Annotated in this window: 17 protein-coding genes; 7 read left to right on the top strand and 10 right to left on the bottom strand. The window is 51.2% G+C overall.

Annotated features, from left to right (window positions below; genetic code table 11):
- Positions 1 to 20: 20 nt before the first annotated feature.
- The 4 genes from pqiA (at position 21) to rmf (ending at position 3,960) form a co-directional block, all read left to right on the top strand.
- Entirely contained in the window at positions 21 to 1,337 is a 1,317-nt protein-coding gene (pqiA, locus tag IV04_RS05470) for a membrane integrity-associated transporter subunit PqiA (RefSeq protein WP_037402292.1), read from the top strand.
- On the top strand, positions 1,324 to 2,970 hold the full coding sequence (gene pqiB / locus IV04_RS05465; RefSeq protein ID WP_037402289.1) for an intermembrane transport protein PqiB: 1,647 nt from the start codon (positions 1,324 to 1,326) through the stop codon (positions 2,968 to 2,970). The genes pqiA and pqiB overlap by 14 nt, the downstream gene beginning before the upstream one ends.
- Positions 2,967 to 3,524 carry a membrane integrity-associated transporter subunit PqiC gene (pqiC, locus tag IV04_RS05460; protein WP_037402286.1) on the top strand — a complete coding sequence of 186 codons (558 nt, stop codon included), beginning with the start codon at positions 2,967 to 2,969 and terminating at the stop codon, positions 3,522 to 3,524. The genes pqiB and pqiC overlap by 4 nt, the downstream gene beginning before the upstream one ends.
- A 268-nt stretch (positions 3,525 to 3,792) precedes the next feature.
- Positions 3,793 to 3,960: a ribosome modulation factor gene (gene rmf / locus IV04_RS25050; RefSeq protein ID WP_072010836.1), complete on the top strand. Its 168-nt coding sequence runs from the start codon at positions 3,793 to 3,795 to the stop codon at positions 3,958 to 3,960.
- An 89-nt stretch (positions 3,961 to 4,049) separates the two neighbouring features.
- Here rmf and fabF read toward each other — a convergent pair whose 3' ends face one another.
- The 4 genes from fabF to IV04_RS05440 form a co-directional block, all read right to left on the bottom strand.
- The gene (gene fabF / locus IV04_RS05455) at positions 4,050 to 5,324 is read right to left on the bottom strand and encodes a beta-ketoacyl-ACP synthase II (protein ID WP_037402283.1); all 1,275 of its coding nucleotides are present in this window, start codon (positions 5,322 to 5,324) and stop codon (positions 4,050 to 4,052) included.
- Positions 5,321 to 5,845 carry a helix-turn-helix domain-containing protein gene (locus tag IV04_RS05450; RefSeq protein ID WP_037402280.1) on the bottom strand — a complete coding sequence of 175 codons (525 nt, stop codon included), beginning with the start codon at positions 5,843 to 5,845 and terminating at the stop codon, positions 5,321 to 5,323. Before IV04_RS05450 ends, fabF begins: the two co-directional genes overlap by 4 nt.
- Positions 5,846 to 5,975: 130 nt before the next feature.
- Entirely contained in the window at positions 5,976 to 6,494 is a 519-nt protein-coding gene (gene fabA / locus IV04_RS05445; RefSeq protein WP_037402277.1) for a bifunctional 3-hydroxydecanoyl-ACP dehydratase/trans-2-decenoyl-ACP isomerase, read from the bottom strand.
- A 68-nt stretch (positions 6,495 to 6,562) separates the two neighbouring features.
- Positions 6,563 to 8,311 (bottom strand): Lon protease family protein, encoded by a 1,749-nt coding sequence (locus IV04_RS05440; RefSeq protein ID WP_037402274.1) that lies wholly within the window; start codon positions 8,309 to 8,311, stop codon positions 6,563 to 6,565.
- 210 nt (positions 8,312 to 8,521) lie between these two features.
- Here IV04_RS05440 and matP point away from each other — a divergent pair, with 210 nt between their 5' ends.
- Positions 8,522 to 8,983, top strand: a complete 462-nt coding sequence (matP, locus tag IV04_RS05435) for a macrodomain Ter protein MatP (protein ID WP_037402272.1) — start codon at positions 8,522 to 8,524, stop codon at positions 8,981 to 8,983.
- Positions 8,984 to 9,053: 70 nt separating this feature from the next.
- On the opposite strand, the gene ompA is transcribed toward matP, so the two are convergent.
- Positions 9,054 to 10,139, bottom strand: coding sequence for a porin OmpA (gene ompA, locus IV04_RS05430; RefSeq protein WP_037402269.1), 1,086 nt, complete (start codon positions 10,137 to 10,139; stop codon positions 9,054 to 9,056).
- A 359-nt stretch (positions 10,140 to 10,498) separates the two neighbouring features.
- Positions 10,499 to 11,005, bottom strand: coding sequence for an SOS-induced cell division inhibitor SulA (sulA, locus tag IV04_RS05425; RefSeq protein ID WP_037402266.1), 507 nt, complete (start codon positions 11,003 to 11,005; stop codon positions 10,499 to 10,501).
- A 298-nt stretch (positions 11,006 to 11,303) separates the two neighbouring features.
- Here sulA and IV04_RS05420 point away from each other — a divergent pair, with 298 nt between their 5' ends.
- Positions 11,304 to 11,966 (top strand): TfoX/Sxy family protein, encoded by a 663-nt coding sequence (locus tag IV04_RS05420; RefSeq protein ID WP_037402263.1) that lies wholly within the window; start codon positions 11,304 to 11,306, stop codon positions 11,964 to 11,966.
- Here IV04_RS05420 and yccS read toward each other — a convergent pair.
- Together yccS and IV04_RS05410 are read right to left on the bottom strand one after the other, a co-directional pair.
- On the bottom strand, positions 11,963 to 14,098 hold the full coding sequence (gene yccS, locus IV04_RS05415) for a YccS family putative transporter (protein ID WP_037402260.1): 2,136 nt from the start codon (positions 14,096 to 14,098) through the stop codon (positions 11,963 to 11,965). The two genes, IV04_RS05420 and yccS, sit on opposite strands and share 4 nt — an antisense overlap.
- Positions 14,099 to 14,123: 25 nt before the next feature.
- Positions 14,124 to 14,576: a YccF domain-containing protein gene (locus IV04_RS05410; protein WP_037402257.1), complete on the bottom strand. Its 453-nt coding sequence runs from the start codon at positions 14,574 to 14,576 to the stop codon at positions 14,124 to 14,126.
- A gap of 145 nt (positions 14,577 to 14,721) precedes the next feature.
- Between IV04_RS05410 and helD the strand changes: the two genes are divergently transcribed.
- Complete coding sequence (gene helD, locus IV04_RS05405; RefSeq protein WP_037402254.1) at positions 14,722 to 16,776, top strand: DNA helicase IV; 2,055 nt, start codon at positions 14,722 to 14,724, stop codon at positions 16,774 to 16,776.
- A gap of 33 nt (positions 16,777 to 16,809) precedes the next feature.
- Here the strand turns inward: helD and IV04_RS05400 are convergent, their stop codons facing one another.
- Together IV04_RS05400 and IV04_RS05395 are read right to left on the bottom strand one after the other, a co-directional pair.
- Positions 16,810 to 17,268 (bottom strand): methylglyoxal synthase, encoded by a 459-nt coding sequence (locus IV04_RS05400; RefSeq protein WP_037402251.1) that lies wholly within the window; start codon positions 17,266 to 17,268, stop codon positions 16,810 to 16,812.
- A 206-nt stretch (positions 17,269 to 17,474) separates the two neighbouring features.
- Positions 17,475 to 18,152 carry a DUF2057 family protein gene (locus IV04_RS05395; RefSeq protein WP_037402248.1) on the bottom strand — a complete coding sequence of 226 codons (678 nt, stop codon included), beginning with the start codon at positions 18,150 to 18,152 and terminating at the stop codon, positions 17,475 to 17,477.
- Positions 18,153 to 18,164 lie beyond the last annotated feature (12 nt).

Here is an 18,164-nt window from a genome sequence, read left to right as displayed (position 1 = left end):
CGACGTTGTTAAGGATGAATATGGTGTGTTCCCACGAAAATCATAAGCAGCATAGTCATGCAACCCATGATGAGCGGCAGCAGGATGACCTGATGCTGTGCCCGCAATGTGACATGCTGGTGGCGTTACCGCCGTTGGCATATGGCTCCAAGGCGGTTTGCCCTCGTTGTAAAACCACGCTCAGTTCCCGTTGGGCTGAGCCACGTAAGCAACCCATCGGTTATGCCATCAGTGCATTATTTATGCTGGTGTTGGCGAATATCTTCCCGTTTGTCAATATGCGGGTTGCGGGTATTGCCAACGAAATCAAACTGTTCCAGATCCCACAGGTGATGGTGGCAGAAAATTACGCCAGTATGGCCACGCTATTTCTGGTGCTGGTTCAGTTTATCCCAGCCTTTTGTATGCTGGCGATAATTCTGTTGTGTGCCAGAGCCCGCATCCCGCAAGGGATGAAAGTCTGGATGGCCAAGGTACTGTTTCAGTTAAAAACCTGGTGCATGGTGGAGATTTTTCTCGCCGGAGTGCTGGTCAGCTTCGTTAAACTGATGGCTTATGGCGATATTGGTATTGGTACCAGCTTTATTCCTTATTGCCTGTTCTGTCTGTTACAGGTGCGGGCATTCCAGTGCGTGGATCGCCGCTGGCTGTGGCAGGATATCGAACCGGCTCCACAGCTTGAGCATCCGGCACAGGTTGGCCGTACCGGTTTGCGGCAAGGGTTGCGCTCCTGTCAGTGCTGTACCGCAATCCTGCCAGCCGATCAGGTGCGCTGCCCGCGTTGCCACACCCATGGGCATGCGCGCCGTCGCCATAGCCTGCAGTGGACGATGTCGCTGTTGGTGACGTCGGTGATACTGTATATCCCCTCAATGGCGATGCCGATTATGGTCACCGAGGCGTTAGGCAACAAAATGCCTTCAACCGTCATGGCTGGCGTTATTCTGCTGTGGGGGGAGGGATCCTATCCTGTGGCACTGGTCATTTTCATCGCCAGTGTCATGGTGCCTTCACTTAAAATGCTGGCGATCGGCTGGCTCTGCCTGGATGCCAATGGCAAAGGTAAAGACCGGGCTGACAGTGAACGTATGCATTTTATTTATGAAATTGTGGAGTTTGTTGGCCGCTGGTCAATGATTGATGTGTTTGTGATCGCCGTATTGTCGGCGTTGGTGCGTATGGGACAATTGATGAGTATTTATCCTGCCACGGGAGCGTTGCTATTCGCTGGGGTGGTTATCCTCACTATGTTTGCAGCCATGGCGTTTGATCCACGTCTGACCTGGGATCGCGTAAATGAAACAATGAACAAGGAGCCGCAAGGTGAAGGAAAATAATCATAGCGTCGCGGACGTTGAAAAGATCAAGCGTTGGTCACCGGTATGGATCATTCCTATCGTTACCGCGTTGATCGGCGCATGGATCCTGTTTTACCACTTCAGCCACCAGGGGCCTGAGGTGATGTTGACCACCACCAGCGCTGAAGGGCTGGAAGCGGGTAAAACCAAAATCAAGAGCCGTAGCGTTGACGTGGGTGTCGTAGAAGCCGTGACGTTAAGCGAAGATCTCAGCAAAGTGCTGGTTCAGGCGCGTTTGAATTCCGGTATGGAAACGCTGCTGCGTGAAGACTCGGCCTTCTGGGTAGTGAAACCGCAGATTGGCCGTGAAGGGATTTCTGGGTTAGGAACGTTGCTGTCCGGTGCTTATATCGAACTGCAACCTGGGCTGAAAGGCAAAGAAGGCCGAGACGAATTCCAACTGCTGGATGCTCCTCCGCTGGCACCACCTGATGCCAAAGGGTTGCGCGTGCTACTGGACAGTGAAAAATCCGGTCAGTTAAATGCTGGCGATCCGGTGTTGTTCCGTGGTTATCGTGTCGGCTCGGTAGAAACCAGCTATTTTGATGCCAAAGAACGTGTGATGCGTTATCAGCTGTTTATCTCAGCTCCCTATGATCAACTGGTGACCAGTAATGTCCGCTTCTGGAAAGACAGCGGTGTGGCATTCGATATGTCTGCGCAAGGGATGCGCGTGGAGATGGGATCACTGACGACACTGTTCAGCGGTGGGGTCAGCTTTGACGTACCTGAAGGTTGGGATCGTGGCGAAGTGATCAAAGAAAAGTCGGAATTCCAACTGTTCGATAGCGAACGTAATATCCAGGATTCGCTGTATACCAAGCATACCGATTATCTGATGTTCTTCTCCGATTCGATTCGTGGCCTGCAGGCTGGAGCTCCGGTGGAATTCCGTGGGATCCGTCTGGGTACGGTGGCACAGGTGCCGTTCTATAAAGAGGGAATGGAGCAACGTCTGGATAGCGATTACCGTATTCCGGTGCTGATCCGCATTGAGCCCGATCGTTTCCAACAGCTGTTGGGTAAGGACTTTAACATCCAGCAACATCTGAATGATGCCGAAGGTCGCGGTATGCGTGCTGCGCTCAAATCTGGCAACCTGTTGACCGGTGCCCTGTATATCGATCTGGATTTCTACCCGCAGGAAAAACCGTGGAAAGGCCCGCGTGAGATGCTCGGTTATCCGTTGTTGCCAACCACCAGTGCTGGCTTGGCGCAGATCCAGCAAAAGCTGATGCAGACCCTGGATAAGATCAATGCGATGCCGTTGAATCCAATGATCAATGAGGCAACTAAAACGTTGACCGAAAGCCGGAAAACCATGCAGGAAACGCAAAAAACCATGCAGTCGCTGAATGAAATCATCTCGAGCAAAGAGATGAAAGCACTGCCTGCGGACATGCAAAAAACCTTGCAGGAACTCAATCGCAGCATGAAAGGGGTGCAACCTGGTTCTCCAGCCTACAACAAGATGGTAGGGGATATGCAGCGCCTCGATCAGGTGCTGCGTGAACTGCAACCGGTACTGCGTACCCTGAATGAAAAGAGTAATGCCCTGGTGTTTGAAGCCGCGGGTAGTAACGATCCTCAGCCGAAGAAGGCCAAAAAATGATGAAATGGATTCCGGTAGCTCTGGCGCTGTTGCTCAGCGCCTGTAGCAGCACACCAAGCAAGACGTATTACCAGTTGCCTGCCTTGGGAGAAGCTGCTCAGATCAGTGAAACTTCGGCAGCACGCCAACTCTGGGTGGAGCATGTCGACGTGGCGGATTTTCTGGCACAAAGCGGCGTGGTATACCAAACCAATGACGTGCAGTACGTGATAGCACAGAACAACCTGTGGGCCAGCCCGCTGGATCAGCAGTTGCAACAAACTCTGGTGACCAATCTCAGCAGTGCCCTGCCAGGTTGGGTGGTGTCATCACAGCCCATGAGCAGCGAGCAGGATGTGCTGAATGTGACGATCAGTGGCTTTCATGGCCGTCATGATGGTAAAGCAATTATCCGTGGTGAATGGGTGTTGAATCATCAGGGGCAACTGATTAAAAGGCCATTCAGCCTGGAACTGAAGCAAGGGGAAGATGGCTATGATGCGCTGATTCGCACTCTGGCACAGGGGTGGTTACAGGAAGCTCAAGTGATCGCTGCCCAGGTTGCCCGTTTTTAACTCTACTTTTGCTAAAATAATTTAAGCTCAATCCCGGTAAGGCGTATGAAACACCTTACCGGGATTTTTTATTATTTTTCATGTAATTAGCAGTAGCCTCGTTTTATCAGTGACTTAGTGGATTCTCCGGGCCTAGCTCACAAATATGAGATTGGTGTGAAATTGGTACATTGATCTTCACGCCTTTTGGAGCTATTTCTTAATTGTGGCTGCGCAAAAAGTGGCCATTGTTTTCTTTCCACCTGAGCAACCATGAGGGAAACGAGGCATGAAGAGACAGAAACGAGATCGTTTGGAGCGGGCTCAATCGCGTGGTTATCAAGCAGGTATTGCGGGGCGTTCAAGAGAGCTTTGCCCCTACCAATCTTTAGATGCACGGGCTAACTGGCTGGGAGGGTGGCGACAAGCCATGGAGGACAGGGCTGTGACCGCTTAAGCGGCTCCCTGTTATGAAGAAGGAATAACCTCCGCCAAGGCGGAGGTTTTCGTTTTAATCCTGCAATTCGAATTATTTTGGGTAAAAAATTACTCCTGCCAGCGTTTCAGCAAGATACTCGCATTCACTCCACCAAAACCGAAGCCGTTAGACAATGCATAGGTCATTGCCATGGGTGCCGCCCGGTTTGCCACTAAATGCAGGCCAGCAGCGGCAGGATCAGGATTATCCAGATTCAAGGTGGCTGGGGCGATTTGGTCGCGCAATGCCAAAGCGGTAAAGATGGTTTCCAACCCACCGGCAGCTCCCAGCAAATGGCCCGTAGCCGATTTGGTGGAGGTAATCGCAATACTGCCATGAGTGCCAAACAGGTGCTTGATAGCGTTGATCTCACCCAGATCGCCAACCGGTGTAGAAGTGGCGTGAGCATTCAGATGTTGCACCTGTTCGGGGGCGACGTTGGCCTGCTTTAAGGCGATCTTCATAGCCCGATAAGCACCGTCGCCATCTTCGGCACCGGAGGTCATGTGATAAGCGTCTGCACTGGTGCCGTAACCCACAATTTCAGCCAGCGGCGTAGCACCGCGCGCCAGAGCGTGCCACAGCGTTTCGATCACTAACATACCGGCACCTTCCCCCATCACAAAGCCGTCACGGGCGCTGTCGAAGGGCCGTGAGGCACGAGTGGCCGCTTCGGCTGACGCTGTTGACATGGCGCGTGCGGCGGCAAATCCCCCCAGGCTGACGGTATCAATGGCGGCCTCGGTTCCACCGCACAGCGCGATATCCGCTTCGCCGTTACGCAACAAGCGTACCGCGTCACCAATGGCCTGCACGCCAGCGGCACAAGCAGTGACTGGTGCGCCGATTGGCCCCTTGAAGTGATGCTTGATGGACACATGCCCTGCTGCCAGATTGACCAGAAATGAAGGAATAGTAAAAGGCGAAAGGCGTTTTGCGCCACGGCTGTCGGTCGTGCGTACCGCATGAGCGATGGCTGGGAACCCGCCGATACCGGAGGCGATTACTGTGGCGGTGCGCTCCTGCTTCTCTGCAGTATCGGCAACCCAGCCAGCTTGACGAATAGCTTCATCGGCAGCCGCCATGGCGAGCAGAATGAAGCGATCCATTTTCTTTTGATCTTTCGGGGCGACGGAAAGATCGGGGTTGAAACCTGCCTCGGCATCTTGTGCTAAAGCGGGAACCTGACCACCAATTTTAACCTGCAGCTCCGCCACCATCTGCTCGGGTAATGCGCTGATACCTGACTGGCCAGCCAGCAAACGCCGCCAGATCGTTTCTACGCCGCAACCCAGAGGAGAGACAGCCCCCATCCCGGTGATAACGATACGATGATTGCTCATAGTGACTCCTTGGACGATTCAGTGAGTAAAGCGGAGTGCTGTTGCATCCGTAGGGCGCGTAAACGAATGCCTTCTCCGGCTGCCGGACCCGCGGCCAGCGTCACATGCTGCAAAGTGACCGGCTGTTGAGTCATGGTATCGATCAATTGTGGCCGTATTGGTTTGCCACTGCGCCGATCCACCAATTCTGCGGCGATACCATCGTCAGCCAGATGCGTATTGCCCCAATGAAACAACGTGACCAATACCGGGAAAAAATCTTTGCCGCGCTCGGTCAACAGATATTCATAACGTACCGGGCGCGTTTGGTAAGGTTGCTTATGCAAAATACCGCTTTCGACCAGAAATTTGAGCCTGCGGGTAAGCAGTGTGGGGGATAACCCCAGGCTTTGCTGAAATTCGTCAAATTTGGATAGGCCATGAAAAGCATCCCGTAGTATCAGGATACTCCACCATTCCCCTACGCGGCCTAAAGAGCGGGCGATTGGGCATGGAGTTTCTTCAAAGCTGACTTTTTTCATTATATTCCTTTTTAATGACTACATTTATTGTAGTTACTAATTAAGTGTTAACTGAACCAGTCTCATTGCATGAAATAACGTTACCACGGGGAAAATAGACGGCGACCAGGAAGGGCCGCCGTGATCGAGCTTAGAATGCGGCGGTGTCCTTGAACAGGCCCACTTTCAGATCGCTGGCGGTGTAGATCACTTCGCCGTCCACCAACACTTCACCATCGGCAACGCCCATGATCAGTTTGCGGGTGATAACGCGCTTGAAGTTGATCCGATAGGTCACTTTTTTGGCCGTCGGTAAGATCTGGCCAGTGAACTTCACCTCGCCTACGCCTAATGCACGGCCCTTGCCTTCGCCACCCAACCAGCCGAGATAGAAACCGACCAGTTGCCACATGGCATCAAGCCCCAGACAGCCCGGCATAACAGGATCGCCGATAAAGTGGCAACCAAAGAACCACAGGTCTGGATTGATATCGAGTTCGGCTTCAACATAGCCTTTATTAAAGCTACCGCCGTCTTCGGTCATTTTGACCACGCGGTCCATCATCAACATGTTACCTGCTGGCAATGGCGGGCCACCGACACCAAACAGTTCACCGCGGCCAGATGCTTCCAGGTCTTCTTTCGTATAGGATTCGCGTTTATCTACCATGTTCTCAGTAAGCCTTATTTTAATGAAGGGTGCAGATTAGCTAACACGTGTACGCTGAACAAGTCCGATCAGCCGTGGTTAAACCAGTTGAGCCAACGTAATGGCCATGGCCACTGGCGACGTTCTTGTGGGTTCACCTGGGCAATCCGTTCCTGAATGGCCGCCAACAAACTTGGCTGCTGTTCATCGGCGTAGGGGTATCCGGTTAATAATGGCAGTGCTTCCGCGACGCTGTCCACTGCCCACAGGTGAAATTGTCCCTCATGTACGGCATCGATCACATCTTGGCGCAGGCAAAGGTTGCGTACATTGCTGGTGGGCAGAATAACGCCTTGTTTACCCGTTAAGCCGCGACGCAGACAGACTTCAAAGAAGCCTTCGATCTTTTCGTTCACTCCACCGATCGGCTGCACGTTACCAAATTGATCGACAGAGCCGGTTACGGCAATCTGCTGAGTGATTGGCTGCTGTGACAAGGCGCTCACCAATGCGCAGAGCTCGGCCAGCGAAGCACTGTCACCATCTACTTCGCCATAGGACTGCTCGAAGACGATTGAGGCGGAGAACGGTTGTTGCTGATCGAGGTCCAGTTCTGAAGTTAGAAAAGCCTGCATGATCATCATGCCTTTGGCATGGATGTTGCCGCCCAGTTCGGCTTTGCGTTCAACGTCGACGAACTCGCCATCGCCGAGGTGCACCACGCAACTGATGCGCGAAGGTTCCCCGAAGCTACGCGGATGGCCAGGATAATCCAGAACTGACAGGCCGTTGATCTGACCGATAACCTCGCCTTCGGTTTCGATCATGATCTGCCCAAGCTCGATTTCATCCTGCATGCGTTCTGCCAGATAGCTCTCACGCCATTCGCGAGCATTCAGAGCTGCTTCCAAGGCTTTTGCCGTGATCTGTTCTTCTTCTGCATACAGGGCCGCCTCAGAGAGTTGCTGACTGACCCATACCGGTGACAGCGGTAGGTTGCCCTGATCGCCGGTATAGCGTACTGCCTGAACCATCAGAGGCTGCCAAGCATCGGCTGCTAACGGAGGTAACTGCTGTTCAGCAATAACCGCGTTGATATAGCTACACCACTGAACCATATCATCGGCTTCGGTCAGTTGAAGATCGTCTTCATACTCGCCGTAGAGAGACTGTTCACACAGTTCAGGCTCGATATCATGGAAATCCGCCAAACCATGGCGATCGCCAACGACGATCAGGCGTAATTCCAGCGGCATGGGGGGAATAGAAACTGGCAATGGCCGAGTTTCGTCCGGAGCAAACCATTGGAATTGGCGTTGAATGATCATCTGCTTCAGCCGCAGCCAAAGCAGGGGTTGCGCTAACAATGAACGCGCTGACAGAATCAGTACGCCGCCATTGGCCTGATGGATAAGGCCGGGCTGTAAGGTGATTTCACCGTTGCGTATTCTGACACAGCCAAACAGTTGTTCAGGCTCGATCCAGTCCTGATAGACACAGGCACCACCCGCCGCAAAGGGCTCATCACCGTGAGTAGCAGGCTTCACGCTAATTTGGCTGCCATCGACCACGTAATGACTGCCTTGGGCAGTTTTTGGTGGCTGCAAATTTTCTGCTGCTCGAGCGACTAACGCCAGATACTCACGTGTCTCTTGCGCTTTCAGCAACATGAAACGCGGTTGCGCCAGTGGATGCAGAAACAGCGTCAACGCATTATCCAAACGTGGCTGGATGGCAGAAAAGGTTGCGGGTGCCAGTTGAGCGGCGGAGTCAAATATCGCCTGATAAGGCGTGGCAACGGGCAACAGGGATTGCCATTCAAGTCGGTTATTGGTCAAAGTGTTAGATGCAATCGTTGAAAAGGGAAACGGCGATTATACAAGAATAACGCCAGCTTGATAGATGCAGAGTGGTTGTTGATGCCTGGGTAATTTGACATCACCTGGAGATTGTGCAAAAAACAGTCTTAAAGCGGTTTTAATTGCCGAGGAAAATCAGCATAAAGCTGTTATGCTTAACAAAGTTACACGGTCACAGAAGAGTCCATGATGAAATATCAGCAACTGGAAAATCTGGAAAGCGGCTGGAAATGGAAGTATCTGGTAAAAAAACACCGGGAAGGCGAATTAATTACCCGCCACATTGAAACCAGTCTTGCTCTGGGCGCTGTTGATGAACTGCTAAAGCTGGAGAATGAGCCGATAAAGGTGCTGGCGTGGATTGATATGCATATGAATCCGGAGCTGGATAACCGGATGAAACAAACTATCCGTGCCCGGCGTAAACGTCATTTTAATGCAGAGCATCAGCATACGCGTAAGAAATCTATCGATCTGGAGTTTTTGGTTTGGCAACGGTTAGCCGCTTTAGCCCGTAGGCGCGGGGTGACCCTGTCGGAAACCGTGGTTCAATTAATTGAAGATGCGGAGCGGAAAGAGAAATATGCCAGCCAGATGTCGTCGTTGAAACAGGATCTGAAAGCAATTCTTGGTAAAGACGACGATCAATAAATTATTTATCAGGTTAAATGGCGAAAAAAAACCCCGCAATGCGGGGTTTTCTACTAAAGAGAGAGGTAACTTAGCCCTGAGGCTGAGATACAACTTCTTTGATGCCTTTAACTTCGATCTCTACGCGACGATCTGGAGCCAGACATGCGATCTGTGCTGGGGTAGCACGGCCAGAGCGGTAACCACAGGTATCACCGGTAACTGGGTTAGCTTTACCCATGCCACGAGAGGTGATCTTGTCTGCTGGGATACCTTTAGAAACCAGGTAATCCACTACGCTACGTGCACGTTGCTCAGACAGACGCAGGTTAGATTCAGCAGAACCTACAGCGTCGGTAAAGCCAACAACTACTACTGAACCGTCTTTCGGATCCAGAGAACTCAGCTGGGTGTACAGTTCATCCAGAGCGTGTTGACCTTCTGGCTTCAGAGTAGATTTGCCGAAGTTGAACAGAACACCAGAAGACAGAGTGAATTTCTTGGTTTCAACAACAGGTGCTGGAGCTGGAGCTGGAGCAACTACTGGAGCAGCAACTTCATCCTGGCCGAAACGATAAGAAACACCAACGCTCAGCAGGGCGTTGTCTGGACGAGCACCAACGGTACCTTTGTCACCGATGTTGTTGGTCCACTGATAATCCAGGCGGGTAGCCCAGTTCTGGGTCAGTGCGTATTCAACACCCACTGCTGCCAGAGGAGAAACGCCGGTATCATGATCGCTGATACGCTCGCCAGTAGCACCGTAATAAGCGGTAGAATCTGCACGCCAAACCATACCACCCAGACGAGTATAAACGTCCAGATCGTTCATGACTGGGTAGCTCAGCTTAGCAGCCATCTGGATGCCTTGAGCTTTGAATGCGCCGTTGTTTACGCTGCCTTTGTAAGGCATACGACCAAGCCAGTCATAACCCATTTCAAAGCCCAGGTATTGATTCGCTTGATAACCTACAAACGCACCAGTACCCAATTGGGTTCTGTGGGTTGGACCATTGCCGATAGTGCTGTCAAAGCCATTACCGTCGAATCCAGTGTCGAAATACTTGGACCAGCCCAGTTTTGCGCCAGTGTACCAGGTGTTATCTTTTGGGGCGGCTTGCGCTACGGTAGCGAAACCAGCCAGTGCCACTGCTAATGCGATAGCTGTCTTTTTCATTTTGCGCCTCGTTATCATCCAAATAGGCAATGAGCTTTAAAGCTGTATTAAGCCCTTGGTTTAAATTCCTTCGCCTAGGTTTTTACCTTCGTTTGTTACTCTGCCAGTTTTTCTGACCTTATAGAGCAACCTCGGCGATGTAAAGTCTACAACGTGGCGCGAAAGTTACAAGTGTGATGTGATAAAGCTCTAAAAAAAAACATGGAATCAGACATATTCGCTAACATATTACAGTCAAATGCATGTCTGATTTTTATACAAAATTTGATGCCAAACCCCAGCCACTCTCGTTTTGTCCATGATCCTACAGGGGATCCCTAACTAGAGGCAAAAAGCGGTGGGAAAAATCCTAAATTTACCTAATGATACAAAGAAGAGTGAATTTTTAGCGTAGAACAGTGTCCGTGTGAGGTATCGATGTCTCGTTGTGGCCGCATTATGAATCCATAAGCGTTACCCAACTCTGCCGCTTGGCTTAATTTTAGGCGGTCTTCTTCAGTCAGCTCCGGCAACCATCCAAGAACCACGCTGTAATTACCGCTCAGCAACGCTTTTTCCATGGCATCGACGGTAGCCGTTGGGCTTATCTGACTCAGTTGTACCACTTTATCGACAGGCAGGCGTGCTTGCCGCAGCCACTGTTTGCTGAGTTTCTGCTGCGGGGTCAGCCACAACAGCCAGCGTGATTGCCTACCCAGTTGTTGCAGCAATGGCACCAGAAGTTGGACCACAGCGGGTTGATGCTCGTTGTAAACAAGTTCACTGATGAGCCCATTGACCCTACCGTCGGAAGACGTTTCTTCAGCTTGGGTTGCTGCAAAAGAAGTTTGGCTGAAATGGGGTTGATAAAGTGATTGAGTACGCATGATGTATCCCGCCCGCATGGTTACTGTATGTATATACAGTATAGCGATCAAAGCAGAAGATCAACTCAAATTTTCGTGACGCTTCGCATATTTGCGATTCTTTTTTATACACCTCAACTTTGTGATTGGCACCAGCGGGGATAATGCGTATTTTCCCTAATTAGTTGTTCCAGTTACGTTTATTTCATTGATTTAACGAATGGTTACGCCTAACAGATTTCATGGGACAGGTAAGCCGCAATGCACCTGCACGTTGAGATACGTGTGTATTCGTCATCATTCACTCAAGGAGGTTTTAATGAAAGGCAGGTCAGCAGGAAGGATCGCACAGGCAAAAGTCTGCTTTGCTGCACTGGGGGAGATTACTACCCGCTCACAATTTGGGGGATACGGTTTACTGGCCGATGGCACGATGTTTGCCGTTATTGCTGAGGGAGAGTTGTACTTGCGTGCTACCGAGAGTCTGGAAGCGATATTTCGTGAGCGAGGGATGGTAAGCATGACTTATTTAAAGCGTGGGGCACCAGTAACCATGCGTTATTACTGGGTTGATGAATCTTTGTGGCAAGAAAGCCAGGAATTGTTCACGCTCGGCTGGCAAGCGGTATGTGAAACCCGCAATGAAGTGGCGATGAAAACCCGTAGTAATGGCAGGCTGAAGGATTTACCAAACATTGATGCGGCGATGGAACGTTTATTGTGGCGGGCTGGCATACAAAGCATTTATGGGCTGCGTTTATTGGGTGCCAGGGAGTGTTATCTTAAATTGTTGCAACAACAACAAGGTCTCGGCTTGAAGGTTCTGCTCTCATTGGCCGGCGCCTTGGCGGGATATCACTACGCTGCGCTACCTGTAATGCAACAGGAAGAGCTGACCGAATGGTTCGAAGAAACTAGAGCTCGGCCTTATCTGCAGCCGCGTTTGGAGAAAAAATCGGGTATTTGGCTCCTTAATAATTAATTGGCTTTTCCGATTTGTGCGTTGAGTGCAGTGAGTTCTGGCAGCAGTTCAAGCACTAATCCAATTTGTTGCAACACCAGCTGTTCTTCGCTTTCTGGTTCTGGGGTCAAGAGCTTAATCCGCTCTGAGAGTGTCTCCAGGGCTTGCATAATACGTTGATGGTCTTGTGCATCGTGGTGCAATGCGCCATCAACATGGCATACGGCGTCGTTTAGCAAACCCAGCACGACGGGGTTATTCAAGCGTTTGCGGTGCGCCCCGAGTGCGGAAATATAGCTCAACAGTGTGTGGTTGAGGCACAACAACCGGAAAGCTGCATCCTGAATAGTTTTGTCCGTTTTAGGATCTACAGACATGTTAGAAATTACCGAAGCCAGTTCGGCATCGCTGTTATGCGCATCCCGGCGGGCAATACGATAAGACAGGCCATTATCTTTTCCCTGATGATATTGCACCATAATAGCATCCAGATAGCGGCAGTTGGCATTGAGCGTCTTACTCACGACCACCGATAATTGGCGGAAATTCCAGTCTGGCCAGATGAAACTCACCGCAGCCCAAGCGATAGCACACCCTAATAGGGTGTCGAAAACCCGTGGGGCTGCTACTTCGAACCCTTCACCCAGCAGGTTGAAGCACAAGAGAACCAGTAGAGTGATAAACATTGTTGCCTGGGCATACTGCACGGTACGGAACGCGAAAAACAACACGCCAGAAATGACGATCAGGATCATTTGCCCTTCAAGTGAAGGAACAAAGTACAAGATCGGCAGGCCGAGCAAAATGCCTGCCAGCGTTCCGATGATGCGTAATGCCAAACGCCTGCGGGTGGCATTGTAGTTTGGCTGGCAGACAAACAGGCTGGTCAGCAGGATCCAGTAACCGTGTTGCATATGGGTGATCTGGATAAAGGCGTAGCCTACGCAGAGAACCACCGACATGCGGACGGCGTGGCGTAGTAGGGCCGATTGGGGCGTCAAATGGCGGCTGATGCGCAGGCGAATATCGCTCCAACCGGTGAGCCTGTCGTCTGACAGGCTGTTTTCTTCCGTCTTTCCGTTGGCCAGTGCCTGTTCTGACTCAATATTGGCCAGTTGTGCGTCAATAGCCCGCAAATTTTTCAGCAGGTGCGATAGCGCTCTGGTCAACTCACGGTTTTCTGGCGTAACGGCAATTTGCGCCAACGCTTCTTCTATACGAAGGAAAGCTGGTTCAAAGCGAGGGTTATGAAGGTATTTCTGGCGTAGCAGGATCGACTGTGCCAGCTGCTGGCAGGCGCGGGCCTGCATGGTTAACAACCGTTGGAAACGAAAAAGGATATCGCTATGGCGGAATTGTTGGCTTAGTGCTTGATATTGCATGTGCGACGAACTGGCCCGCTCGTGAATATCTTGCGCGACAAAGTAGTAATGCAGCGTTCTGCGGGTGCCGCGCTGGCCGCGATCGCCTTTTAGGCGGGTGAGCAAAGAAGCTTTGGTTTGGTTGAGTGTGGCAACTAGCGTGCTGTTAGCCATTGCCACATCCATCCAAGGCAAATCTGTGTCGTGTTCGGCATCAGGATCGAACAGGTTGGCCTTGGCATCCAGATAATTCGCTAACTGTTCATAGCTGTGAGCCAGATTCTCCTGCAAAGGTTTGATCGGGAATAGCAGATGGCCAATTAATGTCAGCAGGTTGTACCAGACAGCACCGATGATCAACAGCGTCGGTTGCTGATACCAGGCGCTGTACATCGAGGTACCCAACATGGTGTAAACGGCGATCAGCAATGCGCCAAAAGCGATGGTGGCATAACGTTGTCCTAGCGCGCCCAGTAAGATAAAGCTGCAGGTTGACGTCATTAGCCCGAGAGCGAACCACCAGGGGTAAGGAAACAGTAGTTCAATCGATGTTGAAGCAAGAAAAAAACAGACCAGTGTAATCAGCAGATTACGCAATCTGCCCGCCAAGCGGTCATCCAGATCGGTTAACGCGGCGGCCACAACGCCCAGAGTTAATGGAATCGTCAGCGTCGGCACCCCTACCCACCAGGGCACCGCCGAAGCACCAGCCAGAGCAATAAAGATCCGCAGGTTGTAAAGCAGATTGCTGTTATAGGCATAACGCCGTATGGCGGGTGCTAAAGAGAGCACAAAAACTCCTTAATCGGAGAAATAATTAACGTTTATGGTATTGACGCCGTGCATTTTCCGTGCGTGCCAGTTGGGCCATTTCAACTGAAACGACGCGTCGCCCAACGGGCCACAGTGCGATAGCGGCGATCTTGAAATTGGTAATACCAACCGGGATACCGATAATGGTAATACATTGTGCAATACCTGCCGCGATGTGCGAGAGGCACAGCCACCAGCCAAATAACACGAACCAGACAATATTCAGTAAAGAGCCACCGGTGGTCAGTAACGCGTTGCTTTTCTCTGGGTATAATTCATCTACGTGAATCGCTTCGTTGCCGAATGGTAGGAACGACAATTTAGTAATTTCCCAGCAGGAGCGGGTGAGTGGCAGGGTAAAAATCAGCACTATGCTGAAGAACGTGGCAATCAACCAACCAAGGGTTGTGAAAAAACCACCTAATACAAAATTAAGAATATTCAATACGGTACGCATAGGCGACGTTCTGCTCTTAGGGTGGATAGGCCGCAGGGGCGGAAACAGGTACAGCTTATTCTACCTTTTTTTTAACGCTAGAGTGCCACTGCTTATCGCAGGTAAACTGGCGAGACTAATCTCAATAGAGTCATGGCGCAAGCATATGGAACTTAAAGCGACATCGTTGGGTAAACACCTGGCGCAGCATCCTTACAATCGCGTGCGGTTGTTACATGCTGGCGTTGAAGTGAGCGGCGAGAAACACGAATATCTCATTCCTTTCAATCAGTTAATCCAGGTGCGTTGCAAGCGTGGCATCGTTTGGGGCGAGTTGGAGTTCGAATTACCTGATGAAAAAGTGGTTCGCCTGCATGGCACCGAGTGGCAGGAGACACAGCGTTTCTACCATTATCTGCAGCAATCCTGGCAACAGTGGAGCGCGGAAATGAGTGAAGTGAGCGCAGGCGTGTTGCAGGAACAGGTTAAGCAGATTCGTGTGGTTGAACAGCAGGACAAATGGTTCAAACTCTCGGAGTTAAGCAAACTGCAGCAGCAAATTCGTCAGGCTTTTGGTGCATTACCGATACCAGTTGCGCGGCTGGAGGAGTTTGACCATTGCCGGGAGGATTACCGGTTATGTCTGCAATGGTTGCAGCACGGTCAACGCAGCGTTGTGCAACGGAACCAGCAGTGGACCGAGCATATGCTGGAAACTCACCATGATTTCTTCCAGACCATAGAGACTTTGCCACTGAATGTATCGCAAAGCCGGGCGGTGGTGAATGGTGAAGAGTCGGTATTGGTTCTGGCTGGTGCGGGTAGTGGTAAAACCTCGGTGTTAGTCGCTCGGGCGGGGTGGCTGTTGCGCCGTCAGGAGGCCGAGCCGGGGCAAATCCTGCTGCTGGCTTTTGGCCGTAAAGCTGCTGATGAAATGAATGAACGCATACAGGAGCGCCTGGGAGAGGTGGCGATTCAGGCCAAAACCTTTCATGCGTTGGCGTTACAGGTGATTAAGGAAGGGAGCCGCAAAACACCCGCGATCAGCAAACTTGAGACAGACAGCAAAGCTCGCCGGGCGTTGTTGGTCGAAAACTGGCAACAGCAATGCACAGAGAAAAAAGCACAGGCCAAGGGGTGGCGCCAGTGGTTGACGGAAGAGTTGGAATGGGAGCTCCCCGAGGGGGATTTCTGGCATGACTCACGTCTGGCTGAACGCTTGGCTGGGCGTCTTGAGCGTTGGCTGGGGTTGATGCGTACTTATGGTGGCAGCCAGGCCGAGATGATCGCGTTGGCTGATGAAGAGATCCGTGATTTATTCACTAAACGTGTCCGTTTGATGGCCCCGTTACTGAAAGCGTGGAAAGCCGCGCTGAAAGAGGAGGGCGCGGTGGATTTTGCCGGGCTAATCCATCAGGCGGTCAATATTCTGGATAAAGGGCGCTTTATCAGCCCGTGGAAACACATCTTAGTGGATGAGTTTCAGGATATCTCACCGCAGCGGGCTCAATTACTGGCGGCATTACGCAGGCAGAATAAGCAGACCAATTTGTTTGCCGTCGGCGATGATTGGCAGGCCATTTACCGCTTCAGCGGTGCAGAACTTGCGCTGACCACCGCATTTGCTGCGAATTTTGGTGAAGGGGCACAATGTGCTTTGGACACTACTTATCGTTTTAACGATCGTATCGGTGAGGTGGCCAACAGTTTTATTCAACAGAATCCGCATCAGTTGCAAAAACCGCTTAACAGCCTGAGTAAGGGTAATAAAAAGTCGGTTGTTATTTTGCCGCAGGAACAGTTGGAAGCTTTGCTGGACAAAATGAGCGGTTATGCAAAACCCGACGAGCGCATCCTGGTGCTGGCGCGTTATCACCACCTGAAACCCGAGGTATTACTCAAGGCAGTAACACGCTGGCCGAAGCTGAATATTGAATTTATGACGATACATGCCAGCAAGGGGCAACAAGCTGAGTATGTGATTATTGTTGGGCTACATGATGGCCATGATGGGTTCCCGGCGCTCGCTCGTGAATCGTTGATCGAAGAGGTGTTATTACCTCAGCCGGAAGACTTCCCCGACGCTGAGGAGCGCCGCTTGCTGTATGTGGCGCTCACGCGTGCCAAACATCAGGTTTGGTTATTGCAGGATCGCGAGCGGCCATCGGTGTTTGTTGAGCAATTACAGGATCTTGGCGTACCGGTACAGAGAAAACCGTGAAACAGGCCCGGTGATAGCACCGAGCCTGAGTGGTTACTTCAGACGTGCCTCAAGGTATTTTTGATAATCAGGAATGGCGATCTCGATTTCGCGCTTGAACATAGGGGAATCGATGAGGAAATCGGCGGTGGAACGGTTGGTGGCCACCGGGATATTCCAGACGGTCGCCAGGCGCAGCAGGGCTTTTACATCGGGATCGTGTGGCACGGCGTTGAGCGGATCCCAGAAAAAGATCAGCATATCGATCTTGCCTTCGGAAATAAGGGCTCCGACCTGTTGGTCTCCTCCCATCGGGCCGCTCAGCATACTTTGAACCGGGATGCCGCTGGCGCGCTGAATCAGGTTGCCGGTGGTACCCGTAGCATAGAGCTGATGTTGCGTCAGGATCGCCTTGTGATCCTCAACCCATTTTAGCAGCGCTTGTTTACGATGATCGTGCGCAACCAGCGCGATGTGCTTGCGGGCGGCGATGGTGCGTGTGGTTTGTTCCATATTGATATCCTTGGCAAATCAGATGATTTGTTACAGATTACTGAAACTGCTTTTCACTGCCTAGCGTTAACGCCGGAAAATGGGAGTAAACACGCCTTTAGATTTATACCCTTCATACTACGCACCCTAGCCCCAGACGCAGAGAGGGCTATGCTCCTAGGGGCTCGAATCATTTGGGTATAGATAAGAAAGGCGTGAGTCAATCATCAATGATTAGCGCGTTGGTTAGCCCAACGGATAAATTGCTTCTGGGTTTCTTTGTCGGCCAGCAAAAACCAGTGTTGCAGCATTTGCTCAGAGACGTTTTCACCTTTCATGGTAATGACTCTCTGGTTTGTTTTGGCCTTGGTGGTGTTCAATGGCGCTTCGATGATAGTGGCACGCAGATGTGCCAGAGCAGGGATAGACGCGGGATGAGCATGACTGTTGTAATCGGCGATCACTTTTTCCAGATTGGTATCGGCAGCAAGCGTATGCATCGGTAGGACATCGCGTTTCACTGGCAGTGCTTTGCCATTCTTATCAACGACTTTATAATTCAGCGCATCATCAAAGTGTCTGCTTTCACGTTCATTTTCGATTCGGGGCAGTTGGATACTGACCGCATCGACATTCTGGCTATTGAAAGCCACAATCAGCGGCAGCGAGGTGTACAGCACTTGAGTGCGAGCCGTCTTGCGTAGGGATTTGTTGACGGTGAACAGTAATTGATGTTGCCCACCGTCCAGCTCCAAACTATCCGCGCCTTTTAATAATGAGCCCGTTATTTTCTTGCCATCAACGACCAATAAATCGATGTCTGGGGAAAGTTTCAGGGTTGTCGCTGTGGCCGATACACTCAGCGAGAGACCGAATAACGCCGCAGCCACCAAACCAAATTTCATCGTTGTTTCCTT

This window comes from Serratia sp. Ag1 (genome assembly GCF_000743355.1).
Taxonomy (GTDB): domain Bacteria; phylum Pseudomonadota; class Gammaproteobacteria; order Enterobacterales; family Enterobacteriaceae; genus Chania.
Note: the sequence above shows the minus strand (reverse complement) of the source record. Positions and strands in the feature narration are given on the sequence as shown.